This window comes from Deltaproteobacteria bacterium, assembly GCA_035063765.1.
Classification (GTDB): domain Bacteria; phylum Myxococcota_A; class UBA9160; order UBA9160; family PR03; genus CAADGG01.
The window spans coordinates 24,325-41,578 of the sequence record JAPSFT010000031.1 but is presented as its reverse complement, the minus strand read 5'-3'; the positions used below and the strand labels follow the sequence as shown (position 1 = coordinate 41,578).

Below are 17,254 nucleotides of genomic sequence, written 5' to 3'. Positions count from 1 at the left end.
TCGCGGCGACGGGCCGACGCAGCGTTGCGCTCCCTCCCCATGGCGACGGCCATGGCTCGGTCGCGCGCCTTGCGAGCGGCCCGTCGCCGCGATCTCGGTGCACACCCAGCCGCCCGCGACGGCTCGAGACTTCGACGGCGAACTTCCGACACCGGACACTAGAGCTCCACCAGGGCCGCGAGTGCGGCGCGCAGCTTGAGCCGCGTCTCGGCAAGCTCCGCCTCCGGCTCCGAGCCCTCGACGACCCCGGCGCCGGCCCAGAGCGTCGCGCGGCCCCCCTGGAGGAGCGCGCAGCGCAGCGCCACCGCGAGCTCGCCGTTGCCGCCGGCGGCGAGCCAGCCGACGCCCCCACCGTACAGGCCCCGGTCGAGCGCCTCGTGCCGGGCGAGGAAGGCGCGCGCGGCCGCGCGCGGCGCGCCCCCGATCGCGGGGGTCGGGTGCAGGCGCCCGGCGAGCGCGAGCAGATCGGGCGGCGCGCCAGGCTGCAGCCGGCCCTCGATCGCCGTGTGGAGGTGCTGGACGCCGTCGAGGCGCAGCAGATCCGGCGCCTCGGGGACGTCGAGCTCTGCGCACACGGGAGCCAGGGCCGCGGCGATCGCGCGCCGCACCACCGCGTGCTCGGCCTGCTCCTTCTTGCTCTCGCGCAGCGTCCGGGCGAGCTGCGCGTCCTCGTCGGGCGTGCGGCCGCGCGGCGTGGAGCCGGCGAGGGCGCTCACCCGCACGCGCAGCGCGTCGCGGCGCACGAGCCGCTCGGGGCTCGCGCCGACGAAGCAGGCCGCACCCGTGCCGATCCCGAACACGAAGCAGCCGGGATGCTGGCGGGCGAGCGTCGCCAGCACGCGCGCGGCGTCGAAGCGCCCGCGCCGGGCGACGCGGCAGGCGCGGGCGAGCACGACCTTCTCGAGCTCGCCGCGCGCGATCGCGGCGAGCGCGGTCGCAACGCCGCGCCGGTAGGCCCGGGGGCTGCGGTCGGCGCGTACGGCGAAGCCGGGCGCCGCGTCCTCGCCGGCGGGGTCGGCAGGCGCCCGCGCCGGCGGATCCGGCGTGCGCAGGCGGGCCGCGATGCGCTCGGGATCGTCCGCGGGCCCGACCTGCGCGCACAGGATCCGCCAGGCGCGCGCGCCGGCGCGCACGAAGGTGCGCTCGGGCAGGGTGAAGCGCAGCGGCGGGAGGCCCGCCCAGGGTGCGTGCGTGCTCGCCTCGTCTCCGTGGGCGAAGGCGCCGAGCAGGAGGGGGCTCGCCTCGGCGGGAGCCGTCCCGTCACCCGGCTCGGTGCCGCTGCGCAGGCCCGCAAAGAGCGCGCGGGCGCGCGCGGCGGCGTCGGCGAAGCGGGCGGCGCCCGCGGCCTCGACGGCCGCGACGGCGCCCTCGCCCGCGATGGCGAGGCCCTGCGCCGGCACCGACCAGTAGCAGCGCTCGGTGCCGGCCGCGGCGAAGCACGCGAGCGGATCGAGCGTCCCGGGCGCCCGCTCGCGCCAGGCGGCCAGGAGCGGCCGGCCCGTGCGGCGCGCCTCCGCCGCCACGCGCGCGAGGTGCGCGGCGAGCGGGTCGCTCATCGTGCGGCTCCGGCCCGCGTCGCGGTCAGGAGCTGCGCCGCGCCGAGCAGGAGCGGGCGCTTCGCGGCGCCCGCGAAGCCGGCCGCCCCGAGCCGCGCGAGCAGCTCGGTGGCGGGCGGCAGGTAGCCGGTCGAGCGGGGCAGGTAGGCGTAGGCGGCGCGGTCCGAGAGCAGGCCCCCGATCCGGGGCACGACGCGGTCGAAGTAGAGCGAGTGGGCAGCGGCGAGCGCGCGCCCGCGCGGGCGATCGACGTCGAGCAGCGCCACGCGCCCGCCGGGCACGAGCACGCGCGCCAGCTCGGCGAAGACCGGCGCCAGGGTCTCGAAGTTGCGCAGCGCGAAGCCACACACGACGGCGTCGATCGACGCGTCGGCGAGCGGGAGCCGCTCGGCATCGCCCTGCGTGAGGCCGGCGGCGACGCCGCGCCGCCGGGCGCCGCGCAGCATCCCGCGCGAGAGGTCGATCCCGACCACGTGCGCCCCCCGCCGCGCGGCCGCGGCGGCGAGGTCGCCGGTGCCGCAGGCGAGATCGAGGACGCGGTCGCCGGGCCCGACGCGCGCCGCCTCGAGCGCGAGCCGCCGCCAGCGCTGGTCGAGCCCACCCGTGAGCAGCCGGTTCAGCGCGTCGTAGCGCGGCGCGATGCGATCGAACATCGCCTGGACGGTGGCGCGCTTGGCTCCGGCGGCCGGTAGCACGCTCACTTCCAGCGCACCTCCAGGCGCGCGGACTCGGTGGCCGCGATCGCGGCGCGCAGCGCCTCGCCGTCGCCGGCGCCCTCGAGGCGCGCCAGGGCGCGCGTGACGAGCGTGCGCTGGAAGAAGAGCGCCACGAGCCGGGTCGCCTGTGGCAATAGCTCGCGGAAGCGGGTGGTCACGGCCTCGACGTCGGTGGTGGTGCCGTCCGGGCGTCGCACGTGGCGGTCGAAGAGGTCGATCGCCCGCTCGGCGAGCTCCTGGGTGGCGCGCGCGTGCTGCACGGCGAGCTCGATCAGCTGGCCGAGAGGCAGACCGGCGCCGAGCAGCGCGAGGCCCGCGCGCGCCATCTGGAGATCCGCCTCGCTGAAACGCTCCTCGTCACCGATCCGCAGCGGCTGCACGAGGCCGGCGGCCTGCGCCGCCCCGATCAGCGCTTCGGGAACGCCCGCCTCGCTGGCGAGCTCCGCCCGGCAGAGCGTGCGCCGCCCGACCTGCTCCTCGACGAGCGCCGCGAGGAGCGGCTCGCGATCGGGAGCGGCGCTCGCCTCGGCCGCGAGGACGCGCCGGATCAGCTGGAGCGAGAGGCCGTCGGCGAGCAGCCGGCGGATCCGGCGCAGGCGCTCGAGGTGCGCCTCGTCGTAGAGCGCGATGCGGCCTTCGCGCCGGGGCGGGGGCAGCAGGCCGCGGCCCTGGTAGAAGCGGATCGTGTCGACGCGGACGCCGCTGTGGCTGGCGAGAGCCTCGATCCGATATTCCATGTAGTGACTATGAGAGTATTCACTCCTATTGTCGACCCGTGGATCCCCGTGGGGTCGATCGCAGGTCGATCGCACGGTTCGCTAGGCTCGGCGCCCGTCGAGTCGCGGGCGCGAGGAGCAAAGCCGCTCGCGGCCCGTTCCGCGATTCCGCAAGGGGGAAGCCAGTGAGCGGCGGCGCCACGGCCTTCGCACCCTCGGTCGACGCCGCGGCCTACGTTCCGAACGCGGCCGCCGCGCGCGTCCTTGCGGCGCTCGAGGGCTGGGCGGCCGCCGGCGAGCCTCCGGTCCGGGTGCTGCGCGGGCCCGAGGGCGCCGGCAAGTCGATGCTGCTGGCCGTGCTCGCCGAGCGCACCGGGCGGCGCACCGTTCCGGTCCTGGTGTCGGCCGTGAGGCTCGATCCGGATGGGCTCGCGCGCCGCGTGCTCGACGCGCTCGGGGCGCCCTGGGACGGCTCTCCGCGCGTTGCGGTGGCCCGTGCGGTCGAGCAGCTCGGTGCGCGCCGGGTGCTGCTCCTGGTCGACGACGCCGACGCGCTCGCACCGCGCACCGAGATGTGGCTCTTCGACTCCGTGCGGCGGAGCGGGGGCGGACTGCTGGCGCTGCTCGCGGTCCGCGACGGGCGCCTTGCCACCGAGCTCGCGAACGCCTTCCAGGGGGGCACCGAGGTGGTAACGATCGAGCCCGCCCTGAGCCGCGAGGAGATCGAGACCTGGCTGCGCGCCGAGCTCGTCCGCTGCGGGGCCGGGCCCGAGGCACGTGCCCGCTTCGACGCACCCGCGCTGGCGCGGATCCACGAGCGCTCGGGCGGCGTTCCGGGCCGGGTGAGGATGGAAGCGGCCGCATTCCTCGCGGCCGCCGGCGAGGCTGCGGCCCGACCGAGCGCCCGCGAGGCGGCACCCGTGCCGCCGGCCCGCGAGGCGGCACCCGTGCCGCCGGCAAGGGACGCGGCACGCGTTCCGCGCGCGGCCACGCCGCCTGCGCGGGACGTCGCAGCGCCCGCGCGCGCGAGCACCTCGCTGACACCGGAAGATGTCACTGGCGGGCGCGAGGTGCCGCGCGGCGCGAACGGCGCACCGTCCCCGCTCGCCGCGCCGAGATCGCGGCCGGCGGCGCGAGCCGCGGTCGCGGCCCGCCGCGACTCGCTGCTGCGCTGGCTCGTGCTGCCCGTTGCCCTCGCGGCCGCCTACGTCGCCGGCTTCCTGACCGCGCAGATGCTCGAGGCGCTGCGCGCGGGGCCCGCGGCGGTGCCCGCGCTCGCGACCGAGGCGGACTCCGCCGCGGCCGCGCCCCCCGTCTCGGCGCCGCCCCCGCTTGCGTCCGGCGCGGCTTCCGCCGCGCTCTCGCCTCCCGCGGAGGCGGATCCCGCAGTGGCGCCGGCCCCGCCGCCGCCCACCGCGCTCCGTGGCCACGATCCCTTCGCGTCGCCCGTCCTGCCCGCAGCCGGTGCCCAGACCTCCGCTGCCGCGCCCGCCGCGCAGGCCGCCGCCGCCGCGCCGCCCGCAGTGTCGGCTCCGCCGCGCACGCTCGCGAGCGAGCCGCGAGCGGCAGGCGACCCGCTCGCGCCGCCGCCGGCCTCCGCTGCCGCGCCGCCCGCGCTCGCGCCCGAGCAGCCGGAGCAGCCCGAGCGGCCACGCCGCCGCGCCGAAGCCCCGCGGAGCCCCACCGCCGTCGACGTGGAGGCCGAGCCCGGCGCCTCGATCCTGGTCGACGGGCGGCCGGTGGGCTCGGGCACGGTGCGCGACCTGCGCCTTGCACCGGGACCGCACCGGGTCGAGGTGTGGCTGCCGGACGGGCGCGTCGTCGAGCGCGTGGTCGAGGTGCGCGGCACCCGCTACCAGATCCACGTGCGCTGACGCGCCTCCGTGTCGCCTGGCGCAACGGGAGGGGCGCCGCGCCGTGTCCTCGCGGTGGGGCATCACAAGTGCCAAGGTAGGGGGCGTGGCGAGGCTCGACGCACGGACCGGTCAGGCCGCGCTCGACGGGCGGCTCGCACGCTCCGAGCGCAGCCGCCATGCGATCGTCGAGGCGATGCTCGCGCTGGTGGGCGAGGGCGAGCCGAGCCCCACCGCCGAGCAGGTGGCGGCCCGCGCCCGGGTCGGGATCCGGACCGTCTTCCGCCACTTCCGCGACATGGAGGGCCTGTTCGCCGCGATGGACGCGCGGCTCGAGGCGCGGGTGGCGCCGCGCTTCTCGGGGCCGCCCGTGCCCGGTCCTCTCGAGCAGCGCGTGCGCGCCCTGCTCGAGCGGCGCTGCCGGCTCTACGAGACGATCGCCCCCTACGAGCGCGCGGGCGCGCGGCGCCGCGCCGGCTCGCCGTTCCTGCGCGCGAGCCACGCCGCGCTCGCGCGCCGCCTGCGTGCCGAGCTGCGCCGCTGGCTGCCCGAGCTCGCCCGTGCGCCCGAGCCCCTGGCCGAGGCCTTCGAGCTCGTGACCTCTTTCGAGGCCTGGGACCGGCTGCGGGCCGAGCAGCGCCTCGGGCCCGCACGGGCCCACGCCACGCTCGAGCGGATGGCGCTCGCGCTCGCGAAGGCGCTCGCGCGCTGACGCGCCGCGGGTGCAGCCGCGGCGCTGCGCCGCGTGCGTCCTGCGAGCCGGCCCGCCGCCATGCCCCGACGCGCGCGGGGGCGGCCCGCGCGACCGCGACACGCGCACGCTCGGCTCGAGAGGGACCGCGCTGCCGCTCTCCGCGCGAGGACGATCCACCGCCGCGTCACGCGGCGAGCCGGTAGCCTTCGCCGCGCACGGTCTCGATCAGGCGGCGCCCCGTGCCGAGCTTGCGGCGCAGCTTCGCGATGTGGACGTCGACGGTGCGGGTCTCGACCCGCTCCGGCGCGCGGCAGCCCCAGACCTCGGCCAGCAGCCGCCGGCGTCCGACGATGCGCCCGCGCTCGCTCGCGAGGAGGCGCAGGATCTCGAGCTCGCGGCGCGAGAGCCCGACCGACGCGCCCGCGCGCGTGGCGGCGAGCCGCACGGGCTCGATCCACCAGTCACCGAAGGGGAAGGGCGCCGGGGCCGGCTCGCCCCGCCCGCTGCGGCGCAGGAGCGCGTCGATGCGCGCCAGGACCAGCGGGACGGAGAAGGGCCTGGTGACGTAGTCGTCGCTCCCGCAGCGGAAGCCTTCGAGCACGTCCTCCTCCCGCGCGCTGGCGGCGAGCATCAGGATCGGCAGGCGCGGGTCGCGCGCGCGGAGCGCGCGGCACAGCTCGAAGCCGTCGAGCCCGGGAAGGAGGGGGTCGAGGATCACGAGGTCGACGCCGCCCGCGAGCCCCTGGCGCAGGCCGTCGTCGCCCGAGGTCGCGGCGGCGGGCTGGTAGCCGCGATAGGCGAGCACGTCGCACAGCCCGCGCCGGGTCGCGGGCTCGTCCTCGATCACCAGGATCCGCGGGCGCGCTGCCGGCATGCTGCTCTCCGGTGTAGGAAGCCCCGTGCCTCGCCTGCGTAAACCGCCCGTAACGGGATGGGTTGCGCTCTTTACCGCTCTTTTCCGGACGGCGCCCCGGGCGCCGGGTACTTCCGGCAGGAGCGCACGGGAGCGCTCCCCGACCCGCTGGAGGAGATCCCATGACCGCCCACGATCCGACCCGAGCCCCGTCGCGCCTCGGCCGCCGGCCGCTGCGCCTGGCCTGCCTGCTGCTGGCCCTCACTGCCGCGGCCGGCGCCGCGGCGCGCCTCGTCGAACGCCCGGCGCCCGCGCCGGCGCCCATCGACCTCCCGCGCAGCTTCCGCGCGCCGGGCGGCGGTGCGCTGCACTTCTCCGGAGCCCTCGAAGGGACGGCGGTGCTCCCCGGCCAGGACGGGCTCGTGCGCATGGAGCTCGTGCTCGGCGCCGCGGCGCGCGAGGCGAGCACCCCGCCGGTGCGCGTCCCGACCGACCTCGTGGTCGTCCTCGACCGCTCGGGGTCGATGATGGGCGAGAAGATCGTGCACGCGCGCGCAGCGGTGCGCGGGCTCGTCGAGGCGCTCGGTCCGGCAGACCGCTTTGCGCTCGTGGCCTACGCCGACACCGCCGTGCCGGTACTCCCGCTCGGGAGCCCCGGCGCCTCGTGGCGGGCTGCGGTCGAGTCGATCGCGGCCGAGGGCGGCACCCACCTCTCGAGCGGGCTCGACCTCGGGCTCGCGATCGTGGACGGCGCTCGCGTCGAGGGCCGGAGCCCGCGCGTCGTGCTGATCTCCGACGGGCTCGCGAACCAGGGCGACACCTCGCGCGAGGGCCTGCTGGCCCGTGCCCGGCGCGCCGCGCACGGCGAGTACGCGCTCTCGACCGTCGGGGTCGGCGCGGACTTCGACGAGGGTCTGATGGCGGCGCTCGCCGACGCCGGCACCGGCAACTTCCACTTCCTGGCGAGCGCGGGCGGCCTCGGGTCGATCCTGGAGGCCGAGCTCGCCACGGCGCGCGAGACGGTCGCCACCGGCCTGCAGGTCACCATCGAGCCCGGCCCCGGCGTGTCCGTCGTGGACGCGTCCGGCTACCCGCTCACGCGCGCGGAGGGCCGCACGAGCTTCACGCCCGGCGGCCTCTTCGCCGGCCAGGAGCGACGCATCTGGGTGACGCTTCGGGTGGCGCCCGGGGCAAGGGGAGTGGTCCCGCTCGGCGCCTTCTCGCTCGACTACCGCATGGCCGGCGAGCCCCATCGCCTGGCCTTCTCCGAGACCCCGCGCGTCGCCGCCGTCGCCGACGAGGCGCGCTACGTGGCCTCGCTCGACCGCGCGAGCTGGGAGCGCAGCGTGATCGTCCACCAGTACAACGCGCTGCGCCGTTCGGTGGCCGAGGCCGTGCAGGCGGGCCGCGAGCAGGAGGCCGTCGCCGAGATCCAGCGCTATCGCACGCAGGTCGAGCAGCGCAACCGCGAGCTGGCCTCGCCCGCGGTCGCTGCCCAGCTCGACGAGGCCGCGAAGCTCGAGACGCGCCTGCGCGACGCGGCCAGCGGGGCCGCGCCGATGGCGCCGCTCGAGACCAAGGAGCTGCGCGCGCGCTCGGAGAACGAAGGCCGCCCGGGCAGCCGGAAGTAGGGAAGGAGGACGCCATGGGCCTGCGACTGCTCGACCGCATCGCGCTGCTCCTGCGCGCCGACGCGCACGCCGTGGTGGGCGCCCTCGAGGAGCGCTCGCTGCTCCTCGAGCAGACGCTGCGCGACGCGGAGCTGGATCTGCTCGAGAAGCGCGCGCGCGTGGACGCGCTCGCCCAGGAGGAGGAGCGCGTGCGCGCACGCGCGGCGCGCTCCGCCGCGGCGGGCGCGGCGCTCGACGAGGACGTCGAGCTCGCGCTCGCCGGCGGCCGCGAGGAGCTGGCGCGCTTCGCGATCCGCAAGCTCCTCCCGCTGCGCGCCGAGGGTGCTGCGCTCGCGCGCGAGGCGGCCTCGCTGGCCGCCTCGCGCGCGGCGCTCGCCGAGCGGCTGGCAGCGCAGGAGGGCGAGCTCGAGGAGCTGCGCGCGCGGGTGCGCGCGCGCCTCGCCGAGGGTCCCGGATGCGCGGGCGCGCCGGGCACGCCGCCGCCCGTGGACGAGGCCGAGGTCGAGCTCGAGCTGCTGCGCCGGCGCGGCCCGGCTCCGGAGGCCGGGGGGGCCGCCCCTGGATCCGGGGACCCTGCATCCGGTGCAGCGAGCAGCGCGCGCGCCGCGGGGGGCTTCGAGGGCGCGCCCGAGGAGACGGCGCGATGAGGGGGAACGACTTCGGGACCAGCGTCGTCTTCGCAGCCACGGTGGCCATCGCGTGGCCGGCGGTCGCGCTGGTCGCGGCGCCGCTCCTCGGCGCACGCGGGGCGCTCTCGCTCTACCTGGTTGCAGCCGCCGCGCTCTACGGCTACGGGATCGCGCCCGATCGCGTCCGCGGGACGGGAGCCGCGCTCGCCACGGCGGCGCTCGGCGCGCTCGTGCTCCTGTTCGCGCGTGACGCCTGGGAGGCGGCGGTGGGCGCCGCGGTCGCGCTCGGCGTGGTCCGCAGCGCGCTGCTCTACCGCTCGCGGCCGGCGCGCGCGCTCGCGATCGAGACGGCGCTCCTCGGGGGCGGCCTCCTGCTCGCGCGCTGGCTCGCCACCCCCGGGCCGCTCGGCATCCCGCTCGCGCTCTGGGGCTTCTTCGCCGTCCAGGCGGGCTTCTTCGCGATCGGTGGCGTACGCGAGCGGGCGCCCGAGGCGGGCCCGGGCGACCGCTTCGAACGGGCCCGGCGGCGGGCGCTCGCGCTGCTCGACAGTCCCTGAGGCGAGCCGCCGGGCGGGCGATGGCGGTTCGGCTATAGAGCGGCCATGAGCAGCGAAGAGCGGCGCCGCGATCCCGGCGCGCCGCTGCGGATCGGCGACCTGCCGCTGCGGATCGGCGTCTCGAGCTGCCTGCTCGGCGAGCGGGTGCGCTGGGACGGCGGCCACAAGCGTGACGCCTTCCTCGCCGGCGAGCTCGCGCCCTTCGTCGAGTGGGTTCCGGTGTGCCCGGAGCTCGAGCTCGGCATGGGCGTACCGCGCGAGCCGATCCGTCTCGTTGGGCGCGCGGGCGGGGCCCGCGCCCGCGCGCCTGGCGGTGCCCGCGCCGCGGGTGCGCACCCGCGGCTCGTGGGCGAGCGCAACGGGCGGGATTGGAGCGGTCCGATGCGTGCCTGGGCGCGCCGGCGCGTGCGCGCGCTCGCGGCGCTCGGGCTGTGCGGCTACGTGCTGAAGCAGGGCTCGCCGAGCTGCGGGCTGGAGCGGGTCGCGGTGTGGAGCGCCGCGGGCCGCGCGGCTCGGCGCGGTCGCGGCCTCTTCGCCGAGGCGCTCCTCGAAGGCCTCCCGCTCCTCCCGGTCGAGGAGGAGAGGCGCCTCGCCGACCCGTGCGTACGCGATCACTGGCTCGAGCGCATCTTCGCCCAGCGCCGCCTGCGGGCCTTCTTTGCCGGCCGCTGGTCGCGCGCCGGGCTCGCCGCCTTCCACGGCGCGCACGAGCTGCAGCTCCTCGCGCACTCGCCCCGGCACCTCGCGGAGCTCGCGCGGCTCGCGGCGGGCGATCCCGCCCTCGGGCGCGCAGCGCTGCGCGCGCGCTACGAAGCGGGCTTCGCGGCGGCGCTGCGCGTGCCGGCGACACCCCGGCGCCACGCCCGCGCGCTCCGGCACGCCGCCGAGCGGCTGCGCTCCGGGCTCGACCCGCGCGAGCAGCGCGCGCTCGCGGCGCGGATTGCGGACCATGGCCGCGGCGAACTGCCGCTGCGCGCGCCCCTCGCCTGCGTGCGTGCCCACGCCGCCCGGCTCGGGATCGAGGCGCTCGGCGGGCAGCTCTACCTCGCTCCGTCCGCGGCGGAGCGGACGCTCCGCAAGCTCGGCTAGGGCCTCGCAGCGCTGCGATCCCCGGGCGAAGCGCGGGCGGCGCGATCCGCGCGGCGGCCCGCGGGTGCGCCGGCGCTCGCGTCAGCAGAGCACGATCAGCAGGATGATCCCGGGGATGATGAAGAGCAGGAAGCCCAGCACGATCGCGATGATCTCGACCGTGTCGTAGTGGCAGCGGCCGCTGTTGCCCGAGACCGTCACGCCGTTGCCCGCGAGCCGGACCAGGCCTTCGAACTCGCGGGCGGCCTCGGCGGGGGTCGCGGCCTTCGCCACCCTCGCCTCGTAGGCGGCGAGCGTCCCGTGCGCGCGGCGCAGGCTGCCGCTCCAGGGCGCAAGCCTCCGCGCAGCGCCGAGCGCCCGGCGCGCGAGGCCGCTCGGGCGGATCGCGAGCCGGCGCGCCTCCTCGGCGCTCCGCGCCTGCGCGACGAGGTCGCGGTAGCGCACGAGCTCGGCGACGTCGATCTCGCAGGCGCAGTCGGGCACGCCGAGCGCACCGAGCAGCTCCGGGAAGGTCGCCGCCGGCGCGGCCGCCGAGGCCCCGGCGGGCGGGAGCGCGGCCCGGGCCGGCGCGCTCGCGAGCGCGAGCGCCGCGCACGCGGCCCCGAGCGCCGCCACGAGGCGTCCTGCAACCCGACGCCGCCCACGACCGATGGCGCTGCGCATGCCGAGCCCTCCCTCTCCGTGCGGGCGCACAACGATAGCCGCGGCGCCCCGGGCCGGCAGCGCTTCACGCCGCGCCGAGTCGCGCCGCGCCGCGCCGCGCTTGCCCCGCGCACGCCCCGCCCTGTCGCGCGGGCGCGCGGGCGCGCGGGCGCGCTGCGGTCCTCGTCGGCGAGGACGGCGGAGCGACCGCACCCGATCGCGGGCGGCCGGGGCTACTTCCGCGGAAGCCCGCGCAGGACGATCTCGGTCACGGCGTTCGCGCTCTCCTGCGCCGGCTGGGCGAGGACGCTCGCGACCCGCGGCTGCGCGAACTCGCGGCCCAGCCCGCCGAGCACGTGCGCCAGCGCCGCCGGGTCGACGGGCGCGATCTCGCCCTCGGCGATGGCGCGCTCCACGAGCTTGCGCGCGACCGCGACGATGTAGGCCTCGTGCGCGTCGATCAGCTCCCGACTCCCGGCGATCCCCTCGAACTCGCGCGCGAACGCGATCGTGGCCGGCTGCAGCGCCTCGTTGACCGCGCGGAGGTAGCGCCGCAGCGAATCGAGGGCGCCGTCGCCGCGGCCGATCGCCTCGATCGCGCGCCGGCCGATCCGGCGCAGCCTCCGGTCCATCACGGCGAGCACCAGCTCGTCCTTGCTCGGCGCGATGCCGTAGAGGGTGCGCAGCGAGCAGTTCACGCGCGCGGCCATCTGCACCATCGTGAGCTCGGCGAAGCCCCCGCCCACGACCAGCGCCTCGAGCTGGTCGAGCACCTCGCGCCGCCGCGGCGTGAGGCGCGCCTCCGCCTCGGGGCGCAGGCGCGGCTTCGGCGTCCGCACGCCCGCCACGGTGAAGCGCGCGGGCGGGCGCTCCGCCCGCTTCACGGGAGCAGGGCTCGGGGGATCTCCACGAGGCGCGCGCGCAGCCACTCGCCGAGGCCCTTGGCCTGCGGGTCCTGGCGCGTGGACGCGGCGACCCCTTCCTCGAGCAGCCCGTGGATCACGAAGTTGAGCGCGCGCAGCGCGGGGAGCCGGTGGCGCTCGATCGCGAGGCCCGCCGTCTCGGGCAGGAGCGCGCGCAGGCGCTCGACGTCGAGGAAGGCGTCGAGCCACGCCCAGGCCGCGTCGCTGCGCGCGAAGATCCCGAGGTTGGCGTCACCGCCCTTGTCGCCCGAGCGCGTGCCGAAGAGCCGGCCGAGCGGCACGCGCTCGGTGGGTCCGCCGGGGGCCGTGGCGCGGGGCTCCGGCGCGGGCGTCACGGCCGACGGCGCCGGCGGGATCACCGAGGACACGCTGTGCCGCTCGCCGTTCCAGAGCGTCACCACCTCCTGGGGGGCGGCGGCGGCCGCGATCCGTGCCGGCTCGTACACGCCGTAGGGTCGCCCCTCGTTCGGCCCGCCCGAGAGGCCGAAGAAGCCCGGGATCGAGGCCAGCGCGGTCTCGATGATCGCGTTCGAGAAGGCGCGCCCCACCTTGTTGGCGTCGGGGTCCTTGACGCCCAGCACCCACATCGCGACGGCCTGCTCGTTGCACTCCGGGTCGGGCTGGTCGGTGCGTACGAGCCGGGTCGTCACCTTCGCGAAGTCCTCGGGGCGGTAGGGGCAGGCGGCCCAGAAGGTCTCCTCGACGAGCTTCGCCTTGGCCTCGATGTCGAGCCCCGTGAGCGCCATCCGCAGGTCGCTGCGGAAGCCGCCGTGGCGGTTCAGGCAGACCTTCAGGGTCGGCGGGGGCGGCTCGCCCTGGGTGCCGTGGAGGCGCACGCGGTCGGGCGCGATCGCCTCGAGCTCGATCGTGTCGAAGCGCGTGGTCACGTCGGGCCCGAGGTAGCGGGGGCCCCCGATCTCGTAGAGGAGCTGCGAGGTGACCGTGCCGATCGAGACCTCGCCGTCGGTGCCCTCGTGCTTGCCGATCACCGCCGAGCCGTCGGCTGCGATCTCGGCCCACGGGAACCCCGCGCGCGCGAGCTTCGGGATCTCGCGGAAGAAGGAGTAGTTGCCGCCCGTGGCCTGGCAGCCGCACTCGATCACGTGGCCGGCGGCGACGGCGCCGGCGAGGGCGTTCCAGTCCGTGCGTTGCCAGCCGTGGTGCCACGCGGCCGGGCCGCAGACGACGGCCGCGTCGGTGGTGCGGCCCGTGATCACGACGTCCGCGCCCTGCGCGAGCGCCTCCACGATGCCCCAGCAGCCGAAGTAGGCGTTGGCGGTGAGGAAGCTCGCGTCCCCGATCGGCTCGTCCGTCGCGAAGCGGCGCAGCGCCCCCTGCGCGAGCAGCTCGGGCATGCGCGGCATCAGGTCGTCGCCGCGCACGTAGGCGATCTTCGGGTGCAGCCCGAGCTTCTGGGCGGCGCGGGCCACGTCCTCGGCGCAGCCGTCGGGATCGAGGCCGCCCGCATTCGACACCACCTTGATCCCGCGCTCGAGGCAGGCGCCCATCACCTGCTCCATCTGCGTGACGAAGGTGCGCGCGTAGCCGCCGCCCGGCCGCTTGCTGCGCGTGCGCGCCAGGATCAGCATGGTGAGCTCGGCGAGCCAGTCGCCGGTGAGCACGTCGATCGGCCCGCCTTCCACCATCTCGCGGGCGGCCGAGAGCCGGTCGCCGAAGAAGCCCGAGCAGTTCGCGATGCGGATCGGATCGGCCATCAGGTGCTCCCCTCGTCCGCGGCGGCCGCTCCCTCGATCACGAGCAGCAGCGCGCCGTTCTCCACCTGCTCGCCGAGGGCCACGCGCAGCTCGCGTACGACGCCGTCCTCGGGCGCGCGGATCGGGTGCTCCATCTTCATCGCCTCGAGCACCAGCAGGGTCTCGCCGGCACGCACGGAGCGCCCCACCTCGACGAGGAGCTGCGCCACCTTGCCGGGCATCGGCGCCACCAGCCCCCCGCTCGGCCCGCTCGCCCCGGGCGGCTCGAAGCGCGGCTGGATCCCGAGCTCGACGTCGCCGTGCGGGGTCTGGATCCAGAGCTGCTGGCCGGCGCGCGTCACCCGGCCGCGCCAGCGCCGGCCGCCGATCTCGACGTCGATCGCCGTCGGGCTCCAGCCGTGGACGCGGGCCGGGGTGTCGCCGGCGATCCGGAAGCTCCCGTCGCGCAGCGCGCGGTAGGAGACGCGGTGCTCGCGGCCCTCGTGGAGCAGCACCACCCAGGGGTCCGGCAGGCGCGCGTTGCGCCAGCCGCTCGGCGCCGCGGCGAGGACGGGCGCCTCCGCGCGGTTCGCGCCCTGGAGCCAGAGCGCGGCGGCCGCCCCCGCGCGCGCGAGCTCGTCCTCGCCGAGCACGCGCTGGCGCGGCGGGTCCACGCGCTCGATGAAGTCGGTGGTGGTGTCGCCGGCCCCGAACGCGGGCGTGCGCAGCGCGGCGACCAGGAAGTCGCGGTTGGTGGTGACGCCCGCCAGGTGCGTGCGCTCGAGCGCGAGCGCGAGGCGGGCGGCCGCCTCGGCGCGGGTCGGCGCGTGCGCGATCACCTTGGCGAGCATCGGGTCGAAGCGGGTGCCGATCACCGAGCCGCTCTCGACGCCCGAGTCCCAGCGCACGGCGGGCGCGGCTGCCGGCTCGAAGGCGTGGAGCGTGCCGGTGGCGGGGAGGAAGTCCGCCGCCGGGCTCTCGGCGTAGAGCCGCGCCTCGATGGCCGCCCCGGCGAAGCGCAGGTCGTCCTGCGCGAAGCCGAGCGGATGGCCCGCCGCGATCCGGAGCTGCTCGCGCACGAGGTCGATCCCGGTGACGGCCTCCGTCACCGGGTGCTCGACCTGGAGGCGCGTGTTCACCTCGAGGAAGTAGAAGCGGCCGCTCGCGTCGTCGAGCAGGAACTCGACGGTGCCGGCCGACTCGTAGGCGAGCGCCCGCGCGAGGGCGAGCGCCGCCTCGCCGAGCGCGCGGCGCAGCGCCGCGTCGACGCGCGGCGAGGGGCACTCCTCGAGGATCTTCTGGTGGCGGCGCTGGATCGAGCACTCGCGCTCGCCGAGGTGTACGAGGTTCCCGTGGCGGTCGCCGAGAATTTGGATCTCCACGTGCCGGCAGCGCGGCACGTAGCGCTCGAGGAAGACGCGCTCGTCGCCGAAGCCGCTCTGCGCCTCGCGCCGGGCGGCGGCGACCGCCTCGGCGAGCTCCGCGGGCGCGCTGACGACGCGCATGCCCTTGCCGCCGCCGCCGGCCGCGGCCTTCACGAGCAGCGGGTAGCCGATCCGGCCGGCCTCGGCGGGATCGGTGGCGCTCGGGAGCGTCGGCACGCCGAGCTCCTCGGCGAGCGCCTTGGCCGCGAGCTTGTCGCCCATGCGCTCGATCGCGGCCGGCCCGGGGCCCACCCAGGTGAGGCCGCGGGCGAGGACGTCGGCGGCGAAGCCCGCGTTCTCGGAGAGGAAGCCGTAGCCCGGGTGGATCGCGCCGGCCCCGCTCGTGCGCGCGGCCTCGAGGATCGCCTTGCCGTCGAGGTAGGAGCCGCCCGGCAGGCAGACGGCCTCCGTGGCCTCGCGCACGAAGGGCGCCCGCGCGTCGGCGTCGGTGTAGACCGCCACCGTGCGCAGCCCGAGCGCGTGGGCGCTGCGCAGGATGCGGCGGGCGATCTCGCCGCGGTTCGCGACCAGCAGCGTCTCGAAGCTCACAGCCGGAACACTCCGTAGCCCCGCGCGCCCTCGATCGGCTGGTTGCGCACGACCGAGAGGCAGATGCCGAGCACCGTGCGCGTGTCGCGCGGGTCGATGATGCCGTCGTCGCTGATCGCGCCGGTGGCCTCGAGCGCGCGCGAGCCCTTCTCCTGCACCGCCTCGACGGCGGCCACGAGCTTCGCGTCGGCCTCCTCGTCGAAGGGCAGGCCCTTGCGCGCGGCCTGGCCGCGGCGCACGATCGACATGACGCCCGCGATCTGCTTGCCGCCCATCACCGCGATCTTCGCCGAGGGCCACAGGAAGGTGAAGCGGTTGTCGAAGGCGCGCCCCGACATCGCGTAGGTACCGGCCCCGTAGGAGTTGCCGATGATCACCGTGAAGTGGGGCACGGTCGAGTTCGTGACCGCGTTGATCAGCTGCGAGCCCTTCTTGATGATGCCCGCGCGCTCGTAGTCGCGGCCCACGATGAAGCCGGTGATGTTCTGCAGGAACAGCAGCGGCAGGTCGATCTGGTTGCAGAGCTGGATGAAGTGGGCGCCCTTCTCGGCCGACTCCGGGTAGAGGACGCCGTTGTTCCCGAGGATCCCGATCGGGTAGCCCTCGATCGAGGCGAAGCCGCACACGAGGGTGCTCCCGTAGCGGGGCTTGAAGTCCTCGAAGCGCGAGCCGTCGACGATGCGCCCGATCACGTCGCGGATCTCGACCGGGCGGCGCAGGTCGGGGCTCACGATCCCGAGCAGCTCCTCCGGGTCGAGGCGCGGCGGGTCCGGGCGCAGGCTCGGGGGCGGCCCCGGCTTGCGCCAGTTCAGGTGCGAGACGATCTCGCGGCACAGCCGCAGGGCGTCCGGCTCGTCCTCCGCCAGGTACTCGCCGAGGCCCGACACCTCGGCGTGGAGCTGCGCGCCGCCGAGCGTCTCGTCGTCGGAGTCCTCGCCGGTCGCCATCTTCACGAGCGGCGGTCCCGCCAGGAAGATCTTCGACTGCCCGCGGACCACGACGTTGTAGTCCGACATGCCGGGCTGGTAGGCGCCGCCGGCCGTCGAGGAGCCGAAGACCACGCACACGGTGGGGATGCGCAGCTTCGAGAGCTCGATCATCTCGTAGAAGAAGCGCCCGGTCTCGGCAAAGTGCAGGGTCCGCGCGGGGCGCCGGCGCTTGCCGCCGCCGCCTTCGTCCGGGTTCATGCGCAGGTCGGCGCCGGCCGACTCGACGAAGCTCACGTAGGGGATCCCGTTGTCGCGCGCGATCTCGAGCGCGCGCATCCACTTCTTGCTGACGTAGGGGGTGAGCGCTCCGCCGAGCACGGTCGGGTCGTTGGCGAAGATCACGCACTCGATGCCGGCGATGACCCCGATGCCGAGGACCGCGCCGCCGCCGATCGCGTAGTCCGAGTCGTAGGCGGCGAGCGCGCTCAGCTCGAGGAAGGGGCTGTCGGGGTCGAGGGCGAGCGCGATCCGCTCGCGCACGGGGAGCTTGCCGCGCTGGGCGAGGCGCGCGTGCGCCTCGGGCCCGCCGCCGGCGGCCGCCTCGTCGAGCAGGCGGTCGATCTCCGCGAGCTTCTCGAGCATCGCGGCGCGGTTCTCCGCGAACTCCGGCAGCCGCGGGTCCAGGCTCGAACGCAGGGGCGGGGCATGGAGCACGTTCATGGTCGGCGTCCCTCGGCTCGCGGTGCGATTGACCGAGCGTGGCACGGCCGGTAATGTGCCGCAAGGCCGATTACCGAAG

The 17,254-nt window shown here is 76.9% G+C and carries 15 protein-coding genes; 6 read left to right on the top strand and 9 right to left on the bottom strand.

Features of this window, described 5'->3' with window-relative positions:
• Positions 1-158 precede the first annotated feature (158 nt).
• The 3 genes from OZ948_18005 to OZ948_17995 are packed head-to-tail and all read right to left on the bottom strand — an operon-like array spanning position 159 to position 3,009.
• Entirely contained in the window at positions 159-1,556 is a 1,398-nt protein-coding gene (locus tag OZ948_18005; protein ID MEB2346624.1) for an isochorismate synthase, read from the bottom strand.
• Positions 1,553-2,257 (bottom strand): ubiquinone/menaquinone biosynthesis methyltransferase, encoded by a 705-nt coding sequence (locus OZ948_18000; protein ID MEB2346623.1) that lies wholly within the window; start codon positions 2,255-2,257, stop codon positions 1,553-1,555. The genes OZ948_18005 and OZ948_18000 overlap by 4 nt, the downstream gene beginning before the upstream one ends.
• Positions 2,254-3,009, bottom strand: coding sequence for a MerR family transcriptional regulator (locus tag OZ948_17995; GenBank protein ID MEB2346622.1), 756 nt, complete (start codon positions 3,007-3,009; stop codon positions 2,254-2,256). Before OZ948_17995 ends, OZ948_18000 begins: the two co-directional genes overlap by 4 nt.
• 164 nt (positions 3,010-3,173) lie before the next feature.
• Here OZ948_17995 and OZ948_17990 point away from each other — a divergent pair, with 164 nt between their 5' ends.
• Both OZ948_17990 and OZ948_17985 read left to right on the top strand, forming a co-directional pair.
• A complete protein-coding gene (locus OZ948_17990) occupies positions 3,174-4,862 on the top strand; it encodes an AAA family ATPase (GenBank protein MEB2346621.1) in 1,689 nt (562 codons plus the stop codon).
• A gap of 85 nt (positions 4,863-4,947) precedes the next feature.
• Positions 4,948-5,553, top strand: coding sequence for a TetR family transcriptional regulator (locus OZ948_17985; protein ID MEB2346620.1), 606 nt, complete (start codon positions 4,948-4,950; stop codon positions 5,551-5,553).
• Positions 5,554-5,719: 166 nt separating this feature from the next.
• Here the strand turns inward: OZ948_17985 and OZ948_17980 are convergent, their stop codons facing one another.
• Complete coding sequence (locus tag OZ948_17980; GenBank protein ID MEB2346619.1) at positions 5,720-6,409, bottom strand: response regulator transcription factor; 690 nt, start codon at positions 6,407-6,409, stop codon at positions 5,720-5,722.
• 161 nt (positions 6,410-6,570) lie between these two features.
• Here OZ948_17980 and OZ948_17975 point away from each other — a divergent pair, with 161 nt between their 5' ends.
• The 4 genes from OZ948_17975 to OZ948_17960 are packed head-to-tail and all read left to right on the top strand — an operon-like array spanning position 6,571 to position 10,294.
• Positions 6,571-8,019 carry a VWA domain-containing protein gene (locus OZ948_17975; GenBank protein MEB2346618.1) on the top strand — a complete coding sequence of 483 codons (1,449 nt, stop codon included), beginning with the start codon at positions 6,571-6,573 and terminating at the stop codon, positions 8,017-8,019.
• Between the two features lie 14 nt (positions 8,020-8,033).
• The gene (locus OZ948_17970) at positions 8,034-8,666 is read left to right on the top strand and encodes a PspA/IM30 family protein (protein ID MEB2346617.1); all 633 of its coding nucleotides are present in this window, start codon (positions 8,034-8,036) and stop codon (positions 8,664-8,666) included.
• Positions 8,663-9,205: a hypothetical protein gene (locus OZ948_17965; protein ID MEB2346616.1), complete on the top strand. Its 543-nt coding sequence runs from the start codon at positions 8,663-8,665 to the stop codon at positions 9,203-9,205. The genes OZ948_17970 and OZ948_17965 overlap by 4 nt, the downstream gene beginning before the upstream one ends.
• A 45-nt stretch (positions 9,206-9,250) precedes the next feature.
• Positions 9,251-10,294 (top strand): DUF523 and DUF1722 domain-containing protein, encoded by a 1,044-nt coding sequence (locus OZ948_17960; GenBank protein ID MEB2346615.1) that lies wholly within the window; start codon positions 9,251-9,253, stop codon positions 10,292-10,294.
• A gap of 81 nt (positions 10,295-10,375) precedes the next feature.
• Here the strand turns inward: OZ948_17960 and OZ948_17955 are convergent, their stop codons facing one another.
• The 5 genes from OZ948_17955 to OZ948_17935 form a co-directional block, all read right to left on the bottom strand.
• The gene (locus OZ948_17955; protein MEB2346614.1) at positions 10,376-10,957 is read right to left on the bottom strand and encodes a hypothetical protein; all 582 of its coding nucleotides are present in this window, start codon (positions 10,955-10,957) and stop codon (positions 10,376-10,378) included.
• Between the two features lie 212 nt (positions 10,958-11,169).
• Entirely contained in the window at positions 11,170-11,820 is a 651-nt protein-coding gene (locus OZ948_17950) for a TetR/AcrR family transcriptional regulator (protein ID MEB2346613.1), read from the bottom strand.
• Positions 11,817-13,574 carry a DUF1446 domain-containing protein gene (locus tag OZ948_17945; GenBank protein ID MEB2346612.1) on the bottom strand — a complete coding sequence of 586 codons (1,758 nt, stop codon included), beginning with the start codon at positions 13,572-13,574 and terminating at the stop codon, positions 11,817-11,819. Before OZ948_17945 ends, OZ948_17950 begins: the two co-directional genes overlap by 4 nt.
• Positions 13,574-15,526: an ATP-grasp domain-containing protein gene (locus OZ948_17940; protein MEB2346611.1), complete on the bottom strand. Its 1,953-nt coding sequence runs from the start codon at positions 15,524-15,526 to the stop codon at positions 13,574-13,576. Before OZ948_17940 ends, OZ948_17945 begins: the two co-directional genes overlap by 1 nt.
• The gene (locus tag OZ948_17935; GenBank protein ID MEB2346610.1) at positions 15,523-17,175 is read right to left on the bottom strand and encodes an acyl-CoA carboxylase subunit beta; all 1,653 of its coding nucleotides are present in this window, start codon (positions 17,173-17,175) and stop codon (positions 15,523-15,525) included. The genes OZ948_17940 and OZ948_17935 overlap by 4 nt, the downstream gene beginning before the upstream one ends.
• Positions 17,176-17,254: the final 79 nt, after the last annotated feature.